This window comes from Ruegeria sp. THAF57 (assembly GCF_903914075.1).
In the GTDB taxonomy this organism is placed as follows: domain Bacteria; phylum Pseudomonadota; class Alphaproteobacteria; order Rhodobacterales; family Rhodobacteraceae; genus Ruegeria.
Genome location: NZ_CAIWNQ010000001.1, coordinates 185,375 through 200,813, shown reverse-complemented (window position 1 = coordinate 200,813; position 15,439 = coordinate 185,375). Strand labels below are relative to the sequence as shown.

Below are 15,439 nucleotides of genomic sequence, written 5' to 3'. Positions count from 1 at the left end.
CCTCGGAACGCATCATAAAACAGGTACCGTTTGGATGCGCCGAACTTTCCGGAAGTACACGGATGCCAACAGCATTCCTACAGTACGGATGTCAGCAAGAACGAAAATTGAAGATGTTCTACCGGAAGAGGGCCCTGCGCTTTGTGTAAACTGGGACTCTCGGTTTCCAAAGCAGTTATTTAACGATTCTCGCGCTCGTTTCTTCCATGTTATTAGGGATCCGCGAGATGTCTTGATTTCTGGGCATCGCTACCACCTCAAGCCCAAACACTCTCACGAAAGTTGGCTCCATCGTCCTGATCCCGGGCTGGGAGGGCTTTCATATCATCAGAAACTTGCCTCACAACCTGACCTTATTTCTCAAATGGTTTTTGAGATGGACGGAAAGCATGCGAGCACGGTACGCGATATGCTTGCTTGGCCATACGGGCACGAACAAGTGGTGGATCTACGGTACGAGGATTTGATCGAAGACAGAGATTGCGAGCGCTTTAGGGGCGCTCTTGTTCATATGAGTGTCGATGGTTTTGACGCAGACGGCCTAGTTAAATCGTATTGGGCAAACAGCCTGTTTGGGGGAATTTCAGACCGGTCTGATCGGACTGGTAGAGTTAAATCTCATATCTCCAGCGGCGCTACACAACAATGGCGTAGTAAGCTCTCTCGAGAGGTAGCAGAGGTTTACGTTCAAAAATTTGGAGATGCTTTGATCGAACTTGGATACGCTACAGATCGAAAGTGGGTAAAGGAGTGTTTGCCTGCTTCAAAAATCAAAAATTAGCCCCAAACTTTACGCACATAGTGGATATGGCTGGATTGAGGTATAGGGGAAAAAATCAATATAACGACCGGAAATTAATATTATCCCATCAAATCGGGTCGGATAGAGATTAAGCCCGTTGCGCACCCCAAACTGTGTAGTATGAGTAATAGTGCGCTGAACTGTATTTTAGGGAGCAGAGTTGTTCTTCGTAAAGTCTCGGTAGGGAAAAGTAAATGATAACAAAGAGTTTTCCGGCCGTGGCCACATTGTGGGTTGGCCGACCCTTGTCATGGATCGAACAACTTAGTCTGACGTCCTTTCTGGCGGTTGGTCATAGCGTGAAGCTCTACACATATTCAGCAATCAGCGGTGTGCCGGACGGGGTTGAAGTGGCTGATGCCTCAGATATTTTTGCACCGGACCAAGAATTTCTGCAAGACGTCGGCCCGTCCATGGTGGCGGATATATTCCGCTTACATCTCATGGAGAAAAGAGACGAGATTTGGATTGATGCCGATATGGTTGCTGTGAAACCAATCACTCTCAATGAGAATGGTTTCGCAGTCGGCTACGAAAGTCCAAACCACAAGATCTGCAACGCCGTTTTGCGTACGCCAGCAGATAGTGGATCACTAAAGTTGCTACTCGATTTCATTGCTAAACCCCACCATCAACCTCCCTGGCTAAGACCTGCTCTCCGCGCCAAGTTGGCAGACTTTCCGGAGCAGCAGCTGCTAAGTGGCCTCTACAAGGTCAAACGGTCATCCATGGGGCCGATGGCCTTGTCATATGCTCTAAGACAAACTGACGAAATCTCGGAAGTACGACGGCGGGAAGCCTTCTTCTCGGTTCCATGGCAATACTCGGATGTCTTGTTTAACCCTTATGGGGGAGCCGAGGGCTGGATGTCGGCCGACACCGAAGCTGTGCACCTATGGTCGCACGCGTTGTCTAACTTTCACAAAACTCGCAGACCCCATCCGAACAGTTTTGTTGGGCGGATGCAAAGCAAACTCGGAATAGACGTTTCGCATTTGAAGCGAGGTCAGTGAATAAGGCAAGGTTTGGGCATGATTATTTGTCACAGCTACAAGTTTGTTTTCATAAAAACGATGAAAACGGCTGGTACAAGCCTAGAAGTGGCGCTGGCCCGGGCTTGTGGGCCCGAAGACATAATTTCTCGGATTGTTCCTCCCGAACCAGAGCTAAATCAGATGCCGTGGTTGAATTTTCGGAATGCAAAGATTCCTGATAGGCGATCTGGTAAACCCCGGGTCATTCGACAGCACTCTGGATTGAAAAGCGCAATCAGTATTTTGGGGAGCAAAATTCGCGACTACCGAATCATTACAAGCGAAAGGAATCCTTGGGAAAAAATGGTTTCCAGTTTTTATTGGAAGCTGCATCAAACGCCTGAGCAGGTGCTGGAGCCTGACCAGACTTTGGAAGCTCTGGGACCGACAGAGATGCAGGGTTTGTTTAGAAAGTTTGTACTTTCTCCAGTGAAAGATCCTTGCGAAGCATTTCATATGTATTCCCATCAATGGGTCCCACTTATTGACAACCTTATTCGGTACGAGTGCATTGAGGAAGACTTGAGCCGCGTGGCAAAGAGTCTTGGATTGCCCGTTTCAGTGAAGTTGAGTGATGTGCGGAGCAAGTCTGGGATTCGCCCCCAGAAAACTAACGTCAACCTAACCTTCGACAATGAGATGGATAACGCAGTTCGATTACGTTTTGCACGCGAGATTGCCAATTTTGGCTATACTTCGTCAACTGCGAGTGCGCCTTTGTACCAGCCCCCAGATTGGCGAGAGGTTTGGCGATCTGCAGCGTTCAGATGAACCTTTCATTTGGACGTTTAACATCACTTTTGTACGTAGCACGCGAACCGCAAGGCAGATGAAAACAGTCTGCATTTTTGACGGATGATATCCAGAGCGTTACATCTGAGCTCCTAAAATTGAAAGATATAACTGATGCGAATTACTTCGGTCACCTGCATGCGAAATGAAGCTCCGTTCATTCTGGAATGGGTCGCTTACCATAGGATGATCGGAATCAATGATCCAATTGTATTCTCCAATTCTTGCACAGATGGCACGGACCTAATGCTAGAGAGACTGGATGAACTTGGTTTGGTTCGTCACTTGCCAAACCCAACGGCTTTGACTGGCGGTAAAATGCACATTATCGCGGCGCTAAAGTATCTAAACTCTGGCAATCGACTTGCTCGGTCCGATTGGGTGGCTTCCCTTGATGTAGACGAGTTCATAAATGTCAAAGTTGGTAACGGAATGTTGAAAGACCTGTTTGACGCCTTGCCTTACGCCAACTTGATTTCCCTGTCGCAACAGAACTTTGGGCATAGCGGCAATTGGATTTACGCCGACGAACTCCAAACTTCCTTGTTTGATCATGGTTGGGATCAAACTTCGGTTTACACTAGAGAATTAAACAAGCGAGGCACTAAGACTTTAACGCACAAATCGTCGGAACCAATTTCCTGGTCGAACCATTCGCCCCTGTTTGCAGCCGAAAAATTGAACAAATTGCACCCTGTCAACGGTTCGGGTTTTGATCTGTCTAATGTAGACATGACGAAGACTGTAAAAGCTCTGGTCAGGCCGGATTACGGCTTTGATTTGGTACAGCTAAACCACTATGCACTGCGCTCCGTTGAAAGTTTTCTTCTCAAAGTGGCCAGAGGTTCTTCAGCTCATCCGGACACATCGTACGGTATGAAGTATTGGCGTAGATACGACCATAACGACTACTACGACAGTTCGATTTCGCGGCATGTTGACGATCTACGAGCTGCAAGAGCAGACTTGCTGCGGGATTCGGAATTGAGACAGCTTCACTACGCGGCCGTCAACGGAGCGCATAAACTAATAAATGAACTAAGAGAACAAAAAGCTGTCAAATCTCTACTGGCACGAATTAAACGATACGTCGCACGCAACCCAGGGCTGCAGACCCTGAACAAGGTGCCATGATAAGCTCGGTAAAGCTAACGACGAAACGGTCAACAGGACACAATGTGGGTCAAAACTGCGTTCACCGAAGGCTACGCCTGTCGCCGAAAGCTAAAAACGGGAAAATTTGGAAACAAGGTGTTACGAACAAGTTCGCAAATGTACTTTCACAGTGTCCGCTGCGAATAGTTTAACCACTTCCTTTTGGCTCCACATAAGTAGCCAATTTAGCCGTAAAGCCTTATTGCAGCCTCCGAATTGCAATCTGTGTGCCTGCTACGCGGACTATTCTCCAATTGGCGGGATGTTCGCCAAGAAAACAGTTCAAAGCACGTACGACGCCGTCACCCCACCATTTACCCGTATTGTAGTCGTCCAGCATCAAAATGCCGCCAACTTTGACGAGACTTGCTAGTGTGTTTAGGTCTTTGAGTACGCCCTCGAACCTGTGGTCCCCGTCGATGTATGCAAAATCGAGGCTTTCTTCAACCGCAAGGGCTGCAAGGTCGTTAGAGGTGCCTCGAAGAATTTCTACTTGCCCGTTGTCAATGCGTTCGGAAAATCGTTCGCAGACACTAGAAAAAATTAAATTCATGTCATTAGGAGAGGATGAATGATACCAGCTTTCTTCTAGGTCAGGGTCGTCCTTATTGTTCCAAGGATCCACAAGATAAATCTTTTTTGGTTCAGCGATTTCAAGAAGCCGCTCGCTGAAACGCCCGCGAAACACACCAATTTCAGCTATGACGCCCCCTTTTGCCACAAGTTTTGAGACCATCCTCTCGCGAAATTGGTGATACTTCATTTGAAACCTCAGACTAAGGGGGGGAACAGGTAAGACAGTGGGTAAGTTCGTCTTTTCAATGTTACAATAGCCTGTTCCAGTACTTTCAGAAAGACCGGTCTCTGCTTGTCGTTTCGGTGAAGGTTGAAAGCTATATGTTCGAGGCTTTCTTCGAAAATACGATTGTTCCCAGAAATAGGATAGACGGCAGCGTCTTGTGTTCTGTCAAACAAGCGAAAGCTGCAGACCTGGCGCAATCCCGTTGAGCGCAAATGACCCACATGGAAGTTTCTAAATGCTAACAGCCCCGAAAAAATAACAAACGCAACCTTCAGAGCTTGATGATACTTCCCTTGGGGGATTAAAGAAATTCACTAATACTTTGCGTCGGTGGAAGGATAGTGCCCGGTGTCAACAAACTGACGAAACTCGGAAGCCTCAAGTTGATAATCCAGAACACGGCGCGCGCAGTCGTGGCAGGATCGAAGCAGTGCCGCCAAATCTCCATCTGTCAGCCAATCTGACACAATCGAACGAATAGCGGCCGTGTCGATTGAATCGTCATGGTTTGTGTTGATGTCGTATTTCCCAAAATACTCCATGTCGATGCGGTCTTTGTTTTTGGAATTGGCGGTTCCACGTAACCGCTTGAGCAAAAACTCTTCCCGGCTTTTGACCGCATAGTGATTTACTTGAGCCGATTTACCTGTGACGTTGTCTCGGCTGCCGCGCCATCCTTTTTGAAGAATATTCCCGCCCATTGGCTTTCCGTCCGCGTTTGTCCAGCGCGCCATGTCAGGTTCGATCTCACGGTGTTTGAAAAAGCGGGGGCGGTGCACTCCGAAATAGTCGAACGTTGCAGGGCGAAACAGCGTTTTAAAGCCCCAAACCAAACCGTTTTCAGGGGCCTCGAAAGTTGATCCGCGCGTGAAGCGTTCCGTGACCAGGGCTTCTGGATCCCACTGTTCCAGCCCGCATGATCCCATAAGGCGCCAGTTGACAGATATCGCGTCTGGCGCGCCACAATTGTCGATCAGTGCATCTATGCTGCGATCACCTACGTGGACGTTCAGGAATTCATCTGCGTCAAGTATGAGCACCCAATCGGCATCCCGCACCCAGTCCATTCGGTTCGCTCGTGAGTAGGCAGCGCGCTGTGGGTCCATCCTCGGGCCGATGGGGTTATCAAAGTGACGGACCACCCCCAGCTGATCAAGGCGGTTGAGCATTAGATTGGTGCCATCGCTGCAGTCGTTGGAAAAGATGCAGAAATCGTCAATGCCTATTGACTTGTGATAGGCAAGCCATTCCAGCAGGTATATTCCTTCGTTTTTTACCGTAGAAAGCAACAGCTTGCGGCCTGCCTTCGGGGGGGTGTCTTCAGTTTTCATCCTCATCCCCGTTGGTCGGTCGTATCAATGCCTGCTTGGCACTGCATCTGCCAACTGCGTGTTTCACGGATTGGGCCTTTCCTACCACGTCAGAAACGCGGTTGTCGGTCTCATCTGCCGCTTGAGCGGCCAACGCCATTTTAAGAGTGCGGTCCTTAGACAATGGTACACCCAAACCTGCGGCAGCCTCAGTGTTCATAAATGGATTGTCCGGGCCGTTTTCGTCATCCATTCGGTTATTGCTCCCCGGTTCTTCGCCTTCAAGGTTGTTTGCCGGGGCCTTGCCTGAAAGCTCAAGCAACTCTTTGCGTGTTTGACCTTTCTTCGCCGTCTGGGTCTGAGCGATCATTTTGGCAATCTCGCCGTCGGATACTCCTTGTGCCTGCAGTTCTTTGACCTTCAACTGCCATTCTTTTGGCAGGTGTTGAACAAAGAGAACTTCGTCAAGCTTGTTCAATGGAACCTGACCTGCTGCCTTCAATTCTTCCAGCCATCCTTCGTATTCTTCGGTTTCGCGCAGTTGTCGAACGCGGTTTTCATGGTGGTGGATCGCTTTATCCTGCAGTTCCCGCATGATCGGATCGGCCAGGATTGCTTCGATTTTTCGTTTGGTTGCACGAACATGGCGCTTCACGTTGGTGGCTTCTGACTCGTTTCGGTCAAACAACGCAAAATAGGCGGCGTTATATTTATCAGGTTTATTGTTCACATTGCCGCGAATGCGCCTGAGCAAATATGACTCGTAGGACTTGACCGCATAGTGGTTCATTTCGACCAAGTCGTAGCCCAAGGTCGGTTTCGTAGAGCGCCAGCCTGACAAAGAAAACTCGTGCGGCATGGGATCGCCTGATCCGTTTAACCAGAACTGGTCCAACAGCAGTTTGGCATTGGCGGGAAGTTTCTTGGCTTTCTTTATGTGCGGTCGGTGGATGCCAAGCTTCATGTCCCGATATGGCTTAAAGAGGGTTTTCACCCCCCAGCCTTTTGGAAACTTATCCGGCGCAGATCGCGTATAGGCTTCGATCGCCAACCCCGGATCCCATCGAGTCAGATTATTCGATCCAAAGAAGCGCCAAGTAATGGCAATCCCGTCCGCCTTGGGGTCAATGTTCTCTACAAGGTCTGTGATCCAGCCGCGCCCAACTTTGATCGAAAGGAATTCGTCCGCGTCCATCGTCAGAATCCATTCGCTGTCGGTCACTTCCGGATTTCTGGTTCCAAGCGCAAGGGCATTTGGCTGCGGTTTGCGCCCCTCGGGTACGTCGTTGCGGAAGTGTTGTACCCATCCCAGCTCTTGCAGACGGATCAGCATGTCGTCTGTGCCGTCGGTGCAGTCGTTTGTGTAAACAACAATATTATCGAAACCTATGTGCTTATGATAGGCGACCCATTCCACCAACGAATGACCTTCATCCTTCATCATGGACATGATCGTGAAGCGGTGTTTGGGCATTAGTTCTCCGCGCCTTTTGTTTCGGCGATTATCAGGTCTTACGAGGGTTTTCCGCAATCCAGGACGTTCGAGGCATTTCAGGCATGGTGAAGGTCACGGTTATTTTGTAGCAAATTCAATCTTCAAGTTAAATTCCACAATCGGGAGGAAACGGATATTTTTGAACTTCCAAAAGGAACCTGATGGTTCAAGTTGCACCGCAGACTGGAAAGGATGTCCAATTGCTCGATCTGGTGACGTCGGGCAAGCAGAACACATCCCGTCTTTCTAAGGCGTTACTTGACCTGAACCTCGCTGCGCAGCTTTCCGGTTGTTTTGTCAAATATCAAAATACGATTGTCATCGGTCACGACCGCGTACCAATTGTTGCCAATTGTCACAGCCTGTGCCTTTGCGCCGCCCGGCAGTTCGATCTGGTCGGGCAGGGTGGGGGTTCTGTCCGATAGCCGGATGACAATCAGGGCGAATGTCACTAGAACGCCGCCAATCATCACCGCGGTCAGCAGCATGACCATTCGCCGCAACAATCTGATCTGCGGCGTTTCCAGCGGTTCTTGGGGTTCGGAAGGGACAGTCATGGGCACTCGCCAGATTGAATTTCACATCGCGGCTGATCCGCCGTCACGCCTTGATAAGGCGCTTTCGCGTGATGTGCCAGCCGAGGAAAACCTTTCGCGTACCCGATTGGGGCGTCTGATCGAAAGCGGCGCTGTTCTGGTTGACGGTTCTCAGGTCACGGATCCTAAGGCCAAGGTCACAGAAGGGGCCATGGTCATAGTCACCGTTGCAGAAGCCGAGGACAGCCATATCGGCCCCGAAGATATTCCTTTGGATGTCGTGTTTGAAGACGATGATTTGATCGTTATCAACAAACCGGCAGGGATGGTGGTTCATCCAGCGCCGGGGTCTCCGAACGGGACGCTGGTAAACGCGCTGCTGCATCATTGCGGATCAGAATTGTCCGGCGTTGGTGGTGTAAAACGCCCCGGCATCGTCCATAGAATTGATAAAGAAACCAGTGGCTTGCTGGTCGTCGCTAAATCAGATGCCGCGCATCACGGTTTGGCCGCCCAGTTTGAGGCGCATACGGTCGAAAGATACTACCGCGCCATCTGCTACGGGGTGCCGGATGCGAACGATCCCAGATTGCGCGGGGTCAAGGGTGTCAGTTTTGAGCCCGGCAATGTCATGCGTTTGACCACGCAACTGGCCCGCCACAAGACGGATCGTCAAAGGCAGGCCGTTCTGTTTCATGGCGGCAGGCACGCGGTGACGCGGGCGCGGGTCGTTGAGACCTTTGGCGCTCCTGCTGGGTTGGCTCTTATCGAATGCTGGCTGGAAACGGGACGCACGCATCAAATCCGAGTCCATATGGCGCATGTGGGGCATGGTTTGGTCGGTGATCCGGTCTATGGAGGCAAGCGAAAGCTGGCCGCCAAAGCCTTTGATCCCGCAACTGCCGAGGCGGTGCGCGCCTTTCCCAGACAGGCCTTGCACGCGGCTGTATTGGGTTTTGAGCACCCGGTCACAGGCGAATCTTTGCGGTTTGAGGCAAAACTTCCCGAAGACATGGAGAATCTGATTGATCGGCTTCGCGCGCCACTGTCATAATGTGCAAACCATTGTGAGTAACGCGTTCTTATCTTTCCTTTATAGATCGTTAATTCCAAACTGTTAACGGTACCTCTTGAATGGATCGGGATGACCTCCCATATCCTATGTTAACGAACTAAACATTTGTCGGAGGGACATGAAACATGGCAAATTACGCAAATCTCCCCGCGCCGACGCCGGAAGGCGGACTGAACCGCTATATGCAGGAAATTCGCAAGTTTCCCCTGCTGGAGCCGGAAGAAGAATATATGCTCGCCAAGCGTTGGGTGGAGGAGCAAGATACTGAATCCGCGCATAAAATGGTCACATCGCACCTGCGGTTGGCGGCAAAGATCGCCATGGGCTATCGCGGCTATGGATTGCCACAGGCCGAGGTGATCTCAGAGGCCAATGTGGGTCTGATGCAGGCCGTGAAACGGTTTGACCCTGAAAAGGGCTTCCGCCTGGCGACCTATGCGATGTGGTGGATTCGTGCCTCGATTCAGGAGTATATCCTGCGGTCGTGGTCGCTGGTAAAGCTGGGTACGACTTCGGCGCAGAAAAAGCTGTTCTTTAACCTACGCAAGGCCAAAGCCCGTATCGGCGCGTTGGAAGAGGGCGACTTGCGTCCCGAAAACGTGACACAGATCGCCAACGATCTGGGCGTGACCGAAGAGGAAGTGATCAGCATGAACCGCCGGATGTCCGGTGGCGATGCTTCGCTCAACGCGACGGTTGGGTCCGAAGGCGAAGGCACCATGCAGTGGCAGGACTGGCTTGAGGACGAAGATGCCGACCAAGCTGGTGACTATGAGGCGCGTGATGAATTGGACGCACGGCGCGAGCTACTGGCTGCTGCTTTGGAGGTTCTGAATGACCGTGAGAAGGACATTCTGACTCAGCGCCGTCTGATGGATCAGGCCGTCACGCTGGAAGAGTTGAGCACGCAGTACAATGTCAGCCGTGAACGCATTCGTCAGATTGAGGTGCGCGCGTTTGAAAAGCTGCAGAAAAAGATGCGTGATCTCGCGCGTGAAAAGGGAATGCTGGGAACGGTTTAAGCCATCCTAATTCTGTAAAAGCCCGCCGAAGTTGGCGGGCTTTTTTTGTTACTGGGCAAGCTGTTGCCTGAACACGCGCACCATGTTTCCGCCCATCACCTTGCGGACTTGATCCTCGGTCAACCCTTCGGTCAGAAGGGCAGAGGTCAGAGCCGCCAGTTCGGAGGTGTCAAATGCGGTCTCGACCGACCCGTCATAATCTGACCCAAGCGAAACATGGTTTTCGCCAAGTGTTTCAACGGCGGCCTTGATCATCTTGGCGATACCGGTTGGCGTGATGTCCCCACAGGTGACATCCGCCCAATATCCCATGCCAACGACGCCCCCGGTTTCGGCGATATCCAGCATCAGATCGTCAGGATAGTTCCGTTTGACAGGGCAGAACCCATGCAACCCACCGTGGCTGACGATCAGGGGGACGTCTGTCATCGCGATCACGTCCCGCGCGACCTGCGGGCTGGAATGCGCAAGGTCGATCACAACTGGCATCGCCGCCAACTCTGCTACGACCTCACGCCCGAAATCCGACAGTCCGGTATTTGCCTGCCCGTGAAGCGAGGCACCCAGTTCATTGTCGAAAAAGTGGTGAAGCCCGAACACCCGATGCCCGGCGTCGAAAATGTCATTCAGATTGGTCAAATCACCTTCCAGTGGATGACTACCTTCGATGCCCAGAATTCCGCCTACGATTGGCTTGCCCGCGGCGCGCGCTTCAAGCACCTGTTCCAGATCATCTCGTGTCTTAACGACTTTAAGCTGGCCATTGGACGCGGCCTCGAACTGGTGGAGCTTTTCTGCCTGATATATCGCGCGTTCCTTCAGGCTGCCCCATGTACGCAGCGGCCATAACTGGCCGACGGCCAAAAGGGTGATGTTGTCAAACGAGTCCGAGGAATTGGCTTCATAGTTCTGGCCCGCCGGAGATTTCGTTACAGCGGTGAAAACCTGCAGGGCCACGTTTCCTTCGATAAGACGCGGGATATCGACCTGTCCGCGTGTCCCACGCTCGGTCAGGTCCCGGCTCCACAGCAAAGGGTCGGCGTGAAGATCACCGACGATGAGGGTCTCGTGCAAGGCGGCGGCATCATTCGTAACGTCATAGGGGGCGTGCGCGATGACATTGTTGCGTTCCGCTTCGATGTAAGGCGGTAGAAACACGAAGAAAACCAACGCCCCGACAATCACCGTGACGGTGATCAGAATACCAACCCATTTGAAAAACCTGCGCATTTGCTCTCCCTCTCCTTATTGGCGGCTAGGTTACGGAGAATGCCTGCCGAGAAAAGCCTGACTTAGCGTCCACTGGTTGATAAAGAGGTCACGGCGGTACTGACCGGCTGAGACTGGATTGGGAGGAGACACATGCAAAAACCTGTTCAATGGGGCGTTCTGGGCGCTGCCAATTTCGCACGTCGCTATATGGCTCCGGCGATCCATGCGGCAAACGGTTCGCGTTTAGCCGGGCTTGCCACGTCCAGCGCAGAAAAGGCCGAACCGTTTCAGGCGTTTTGCCCCGATCTGAAGATCTATGACGACTATGAAGACCTGCTGGAGGATCCGAACATCGAGGCCGTCTATATACCGCTGCCCAATCATCTGCACGTGGATTGGAGCCTGAAGGCACTTGAAGCTGGCAAGCACGTATTGTGCGAAAAGCCGATGACGATGCAGGCCGCTGAATTCGATGCGTTGATTGCGAAACGTGACCAAACTGGGCTGCTCGCGGCCGAAGCGTATATGATCGTGCACCACCCCCAGTGGCAGTTCACGCGAAAGCTCATTGCGGATGGAGCGATCGGGAAGCTAGCGCATGTGACCGGCGCATTCAGTTTCGACAATCGAACCGACACCGGAAATATCCGAAATCGGGCCGAGACTGGCGGCGGTGGCCTCCGCGATATCGGCGTTTACGTGATTGGAAGTGCCCGGTTTGCGACGGGGCAGGAACCCGTTTCGGTGCAGTCCGCGATCCGCTGGGAAGACGGCATTGATGCCTTTACCGAAATTCGTGCGCAGTTCCCGGATTTCACCTATTCCAGCTATGTCTCCATCCGAATGCACCCGCATCAGGAAATGGTGTTTCACGGCGAAGGGGGTGTAATCCGCCTTACGGCACCGTTTAACGCGCGGGTTTTCGGCGAGGCGCGCGTGGAATTGCATCGCCCCGGTCTGGAAGTGCAAGTCACGCGTTTCCCCGGCGATGATCACTACAAGCTGCAGGTCGAAGCGTTCTGCCGCTCAGTCCGTGACGAGGCGGATTACCCTTGCCCACTTGAGTTTTCACGCGGCACGCAAGAGGTTATCGACCGTGTTTTCGAGGGCGCGGAACCCCTCTGACTTGCACGCCGCCGCCCAACTGGACTAACCTGACAGGTACCGGGTCAGGAGGGTGCAAATGGCTGGCGGCTGGGCGCGCGATGGCGCTGTTAGTGAACAGATCGAGGCGTCAATTTCAGACGAGCTCGCCCGTATGCAGGCCCAAAAGCGCCCTGCGGGGCAAAGCCTGACCCATTGCGCCGAGTGCGAAGAACCGATCCCTGAAAAGCGGCGGGTCGCCATACCGGGCGTGAAACTGTGTCTGGACTGTCAGCAAGATCGCGACGGGACCTACAAGTCGCGCGCCGGGATCAATCGGCGCGGGTCGAAAGACAGCCAGCTTAAATAACGGCGGAGGTACCGCTTGTCCGACATCCGTACCCAGCAGTCGATTTGGCAAAACGGGCTGTGTCTGGGGTTCATGGCGGCGTTCCTCTGGGGCACGCACAGTGTCATCGTCCGGTTTCTGACCAACGATCTTAGTGGAATGCAGATCGCCGTGTCACGCCTGTTTATTGCTGCGCTGGCGATCTATGGCCTGCTTCGTGTTTTGAACGTTCCGGTGTCGGTCCGATGGCGCGACCGTTATTTTCAGCTTGCTGTCTTGTCGACCGTTATCAACTACATCCTCTTTCACATAGGTCTGGAACATACCGGGGCCGCAAATGCCATGGTGCTCGAGAACACGGCGCCGTTCTTCGTGTTGGTATTTTTGTACTTTTTCGCCGAAACACCGGTTACCCGAACCGATGTTCTGGCGACGGGCCTCGCGATTTTGGGCGTGTTTCTAACGGTTTTTCAAGACTTCCAGGGCGGTGGCGAACCGTTGTTCGGCGATCTCCTTGAAATCGGCGCGGGCCTGAGCTGGGCGGTATTCCTCATCACAAGCAGCCGGGCAATGCGAAACTCGAACTCCACTGGCGAGCGTCTGAACTTTCTGTTTGGAATTTTTCTGTGCTCGGGTGTTCTGTTGCTGCCGTTGGCGGCTTTGTCTTTGCAAGTACCGACAGCAACGGATCTGCTGTTCCTGATCCTTCTTGGCGTTCTACCGACGGCGTTGGCTTATTACCTATGGTACGAGGCTGCTGCGCGTGTCTCTACCCTGACCGCGACACTTATGTTCGCGGCCTCGGTTGTGTTCACATTCATCAATGCGGCGATATTCTTGGGGGCCGCGATCACGCCAATCGCGGCCACAGGTGCTGTGCTGATTGTGGTCGCCGTCTTTTTGACGACCAAGAAACAGACGTGATCAGTCTTCCATCGCTTCCAGTTCGTCGATGAAGCCCGAGATCATGCTTAGACCTTTATCCCAGAACTTTGGATCGCTTGCATCCAGCCCGAAGGGGGCCAGCAAGTCTTTGTGGTGCTTTGATCCCCCTGCGCGCAACATCTCGAAATACTTGTCCTCAAATCCGTCCGAGCCGTTTTCGTAGACCGAGTAGAGAGCGTTCACCAAACCATCGCCAAACGCATAGGCGTAAACGTAGAAGGGTGAGTGGACGAAGTGCGGAATATAGGCCCAGAAGGTCTCGTACCCTTCCATGAACTCGAATGCGGGCCCAAGGCTTTCGGCCTGAACGCTCATCCAAAGGGCGTTGATGTCGTCGGGCGTCAGCTCACCTTTGCGGCGGGCTGCGTGGAGTTTGCATTCAAAGTCATAAAACGCGATTTGGCGGACGACCGTGTTGATCATATCCTCGACTTTTCCAGCCAGCAGCACCTTGCGCTGTTCTGGCGTCTCGGCCTGATCCAGCATCTTGCGGAAGGTCAGCATTTCGCCAAACACCGACGCTGTCTCGGCCAGAGTTAGCGGGGTCGAAGACAGCATCTCACCCTGATCTGCGGCCAGTACCTGATGAACACCGTGGCCCAGCTCATGCGCGAGCGTCATCACATCGCGCGGTTTGCCCAGATAGTTCAGCATCACATAGGGGTGCACGTCGGTTACGGTCGGATGCGCGAACGCGCCCGGTGCCTTGCCCGGTTTAACCGCCGCGTCGATCCAGCCCTTAGAAAAGAAGGGGGCCGCGATCTCACCCATGCGGGGATCGAATGCGTTATAGGCGTCCATCACCGTTTTCTCGGCCTCGTCCCAGCCTACGACACGTGTGTCTTCCATCGGCAGCGGTGCGTTGCGGTCCCAGACCTGCATCACGTCCAGCCCCAGCCATTTGCGTTTTAGCTCGTAGTAGCGATGGCTCAGCTTGGGATAAGCGGCCACAACCGCTTCGCGCAGCGCTTCGACCACCTCGGGCTCGACGTCGTTTGACAGATGGCGTCCAGTTTGGGCAGTTGGCATGTTGCGCCAGCGGTCCACGATTTCTTTTTCCTTGGCCTGCGTGTTGTGAACGCGAGCAAAGGTCTTGATGTTGTCCTGAAAGACCGAGGCCAGCTCTCGCGCTGCGGCTTCGCGCTTGTTGCGGTCCTGCTCGGTCAGGAAGTTCAGCGTCCCTTCGATGTTCAGTTCTTCGCCGTCGACCGTAAAGATCAGCCCGGCGATGGTTTCGTCGAAAAGCCGTTCCCACGCATCGCCAACCACACCGAGGTCATGCAGAAACTTTTCCATTTCATCAGACAGTTGGTAGGGTTTCATCGCTCGGATACGGCGGAAAACAGGCTCATACCGGGCAAGATCAGCATTCCCCGCGAAATGCGTCTTCAGCGCATCGTCGTCGATGCGGTTGATTTCCAAGGTGAAGAAGACCAGCGGGGTGGTGAAGATCGTGATCTTTTCCTGCATGTCCGACAGGAACTTTGCACGTTCGGCATCTGTGGTCAGTTGGTAATAGCGAAGCCCGGCAAAGGACATGATCCGTCCGGCTATCGCGTTGATCTTTTCGTTGCGCAGCACGCATTGCAGCAGGCCATCGGCATCCAGATCAGCCAGCTTACCTTCGTAATCGACGGCGAAAGAAGTACATTCCCCTTCCAGCCATTCCAGATCGGCGGCCAGTTCAGGCGCGTCCTCAGAGCTGTAAAGGTCCGTCAGGTCCCATTCCGGCAGGTCGCCAAGATTGTCAGCTCCTCCGACTGCATTTGCGTCACGGACGGGAAAGGGAAGGTCGCGCATGGATCACCTCGAAAATCTGCATCTGCA

15 protein-coding genes are annotated in these 15,439 nt (G+C 52.9%); 9 read left to right on the top strand and 6 right to left on the bottom strand.

What is annotated here, in order from left to right; all coding sequences use genetic code 11:
• The first annotated feature begins 34 nt into the window (after nucleotides 1–34).
• From RUESEDTHA_RS00930 to RUESEDTHA_RS00915, 4 genes are all read left to right on the top strand, one after another.
• Entirely contained in the window at nucleotides 35–781 is a 747-nt protein-coding gene (locus RUESEDTHA_RS00930) for a sulfotransferase domain-containing protein (protein ID WP_180883594.1), read from the top strand.
• Nucleotides 782–996: 215 nt separating this feature from the next.
• Nucleotides 997–1,815 carry a hypothetical protein gene (locus RUESEDTHA_RS00925; RefSeq protein WP_180883593.1) on the top strand — a complete coding sequence of 273 codons (819 nt, stop codon included), beginning with the start codon at nucleotides 997–999 and terminating at the stop codon, nucleotides 1,813–1,815.
• An 18-nt stretch (nucleotides 1,816–1,833) separates the two neighbouring features.
• Nucleotides 1,834–2,607 carry a sulfotransferase family 2 domain-containing protein gene (locus RUESEDTHA_RS00920; RefSeq protein ID WP_255431614.1) on the top strand — a complete coding sequence of 258 codons (774 nt, stop codon included), beginning with the start codon at nucleotides 1,834–1,836 and terminating at the stop codon, nucleotides 2,605–2,607.
• Nucleotides 2,608–2,742: 135 nt separating this feature from the next.
• A complete protein-coding gene (locus RUESEDTHA_RS00915; protein ID WP_180883591.1) occupies nucleotides 2,743–3,762 on the top strand; it encodes a glycosyltransferase family 2 protein in 1,020 nt (339 codons plus the stop codon).
• A 220-nt stretch (nucleotides 3,763–3,982) separates the two neighbouring features.
• Here the strand turns inward: RUESEDTHA_RS00915 and RUESEDTHA_RS00910 are convergent, their stop codons facing one another.
• The 4 genes from RUESEDTHA_RS00910 to RUESEDTHA_RS00895 form a co-directional block, all read right to left on the bottom strand.
• Complete coding sequence (locus RUESEDTHA_RS00910; protein WP_180883590.1) at nucleotides 3,983–4,546, bottom strand: class I SAM-dependent methyltransferase; 564 nt, start codon at nucleotides 4,544–4,546, stop codon at nucleotides 3,983–3,985.
• Nucleotides 4,547–4,899: 353 nt separating this feature from the next.
• Entirely contained in the window at nucleotides 4,900–5,916 is a 1,017-nt protein-coding gene (locus RUESEDTHA_RS00905) for a glycosyltransferase family 2 protein (RefSeq protein ID WP_180883589.1), read from the bottom strand.
• A complete protein-coding gene (locus RUESEDTHA_RS00900) occupies nucleotides 5,906–7,369 on the bottom strand; it encodes a glycosyltransferase family 2 protein (RefSeq protein WP_255431571.1) in 1,464 nt (487 codons plus the stop codon). The genes RUESEDTHA_RS00905 and RUESEDTHA_RS00900 overlap by 11 nt, the downstream gene beginning before the upstream one ends.
• Nucleotides 7,370–7,644: 275 nt before the next feature.
• Nucleotides 7,645–7,947 (bottom strand): DUF6476 family protein, encoded by a 303-nt coding sequence (locus RUESEDTHA_RS00895; protein WP_180883588.1) that lies wholly within the window; start codon nucleotides 7,945–7,947, stop codon nucleotides 7,645–7,647.
• On the opposite strand from RUESEDTHA_RS00895, the gene RUESEDTHA_RS00890 reads away from it, so the two are divergent.
• Complete coding sequence (locus RUESEDTHA_RS00890; RefSeq protein ID WP_180883587.1) at nucleotides 7,946–8,980, top strand: RluA family pseudouridine synthase; 1,035 nt, start codon at nucleotides 7,946–7,948, stop codon at nucleotides 8,978–8,980. The two genes, RUESEDTHA_RS00895 and RUESEDTHA_RS00890, sit on opposite strands and share 2 nt — an antisense overlap.
• Nucleotides 8,981–9,126: 146 nt before the next feature.
• A complete protein-coding gene (gene rpoH / locus RUESEDTHA_RS00885; protein WP_170383778.1) occupies nucleotides 9,127–10,023 on the top strand; it encodes an RNA polymerase sigma factor RpoH in 897 nt (298 codons plus the stop codon).
• Between the two features lie 48 nt (nucleotides 10,024–10,071).
• Here rpoH and RUESEDTHA_RS00880 read toward each other — a convergent pair whose 3' ends face one another.
• Nucleotides 10,072–11,253, bottom strand: coding sequence for a dipeptidase (locus RUESEDTHA_RS00880; protein ID WP_180883586.1), 1,182 nt, complete (start codon nucleotides 11,251–11,253; stop codon nucleotides 10,072–10,074).
• 132 nt (nucleotides 11,254–11,385) lie between these two features.
• Here RUESEDTHA_RS00880 and RUESEDTHA_RS00875 point away from each other — a divergent pair, with 132 nt between their 5' ends.
• The 3 genes from RUESEDTHA_RS00875 to RUESEDTHA_RS00865 are packed head-to-tail and all read left to right on the top strand — an operon-like array spanning nucleotide 11,386 to nucleotide 13,591.
• Nucleotides 11,386–12,360, top strand: a complete 975-nt coding sequence (locus RUESEDTHA_RS00875) for a Gfo/Idh/MocA family protein (protein ID WP_180883585.1) — start codon at nucleotides 11,386–11,388, stop codon at nucleotides 12,358–12,360.
• A 58-nt stretch (nucleotides 12,361–12,418) separates the two neighbouring features.
• Nucleotides 12,419–12,688 (top strand): DksA/TraR family C4-type zinc finger protein, encoded by a 270-nt coding sequence (locus tag RUESEDTHA_RS00870; RefSeq protein ID WP_180883584.1) that lies wholly within the window; start codon nucleotides 12,419–12,421, stop codon nucleotides 12,686–12,688.
• Nucleotides 12,689–12,703: 15 nt separating this feature from the next.
• Nucleotides 12,704–13,591, top strand: a complete 888-nt coding sequence (locus RUESEDTHA_RS00865) for a DMT family transporter (protein ID WP_180883583.1) — start codon at nucleotides 12,704–12,706, stop codon at nucleotides 13,589–13,591.
• Here RUESEDTHA_RS00865 and RUESEDTHA_RS00860 read toward each other — a convergent pair whose 3' ends face one another.
• Complete coding sequence (locus RUESEDTHA_RS00860; protein WP_180883582.1) at nucleotides 13,592–15,412, bottom strand: M3 family oligoendopeptidase; 1,821 nt, start codon at nucleotides 15,410–15,412, stop codon at nucleotides 13,592–13,594. It abuts the gene before it with no gap.
• Between the last annotated feature and the right edge of the window lie 27 nt (nucleotides 15,413–15,439).

Bases quoted from the DNA above. Each gene is read 5' to 3' on its own strand.
- RUESEDTHA_RS00895 (WP_180883588.1), bottom strand. From the start codon at position 7,947: ATGACTGTCCCTTCCGAACCCCAAGAACCGCTGGAAACGCCGCAGATC.
- RUESEDTHA_RS00860 (WP_180883582.1), bottom strand. From the start codon at position 15,412: ATGCGCGACCTTCCCTTTCCCGTCCGTGACGCAAATGCAGTCGGAGGA.
- RUESEDTHA_RS00915 (WP_180883591.1), top strand. From the start codon at position 2,743: ATGCGAATTACTTCGGTCACCTGCATGCGAAATGAAGCTCCGTTCATT.
- RUESEDTHA_RS00920 (WP_255431614.1), top strand. From the start codon at position 1,834: ATGATTATTTGTCACAGCTACAAGTTTGTTTTCATAAAAACGATGAAA.
- RUESEDTHA_RS00875 (WP_180883585.1), top strand. From the start codon at position 11,386: ATGCAAAAACCTGTTCAATGGGGCGTTCTGGGCGCTGCCAATTTCGCA.
- rpoH (WP_170383778.1), top strand. From the start codon at position 9,127: ATGGCAAATTACGCAAATCTCCCCGCGCCGACGCCGGAAGGCGGACTG.
- RUESEDTHA_RS00880 (WP_180883586.1), bottom strand. From the start codon at position 11,253: ATGCGCAGGTTTTTCAAATGGGTTGGTATTCTGATCACCGTCACGGTG.
- RUESEDTHA_RS00890 (WP_180883587.1), top strand. From the start codon at position 7,946: ATGGGCACTCGCCAGATTGAATTTCACATCGCGGCTGATCCGCCGTCA.
- RUESEDTHA_RS00870 (WP_180883584.1), top strand. From the start codon at position 12,419: ATGGCTGGCGGCTGGGCGCGCGATGGCGCTGTTAGTGAACAGATCGAG.
- RUESEDTHA_RS00910 (WP_180883590.1), bottom strand. From the start codon at position 4,546: ATGAAGTATCACCAATTTCGCGAGAGGATGGTCTCAAAACTTGTGGCA.
- RUESEDTHA_RS00905 (WP_180883589.1), bottom strand. From the start codon at position 5,916: ATGAAAACTGAAGACACCCCCCCGAAGGCAGGCCGCAAGCTGTTGCTT.
- RUESEDTHA_RS00925 (WP_180883593.1), top strand. From the start codon at position 997: ATGATAACAAAGAGTTTTCCGGCCGTGGCCACATTGTGGGTTGGCCGA.
- RUESEDTHA_RS00930 (WP_180883594.1), top strand. From the start codon at position 35: ATGCGCCGAACTTTCCGGAAGTACACGGATGCCAACAGCATTCCTACA.
- RUESEDTHA_RS00900 (WP_255431571.1), bottom strand. From the start codon at position 7,369: ATGCCCAAACACCGCTTCACGATCATGTCCATGATGAAGGATGAAGGT.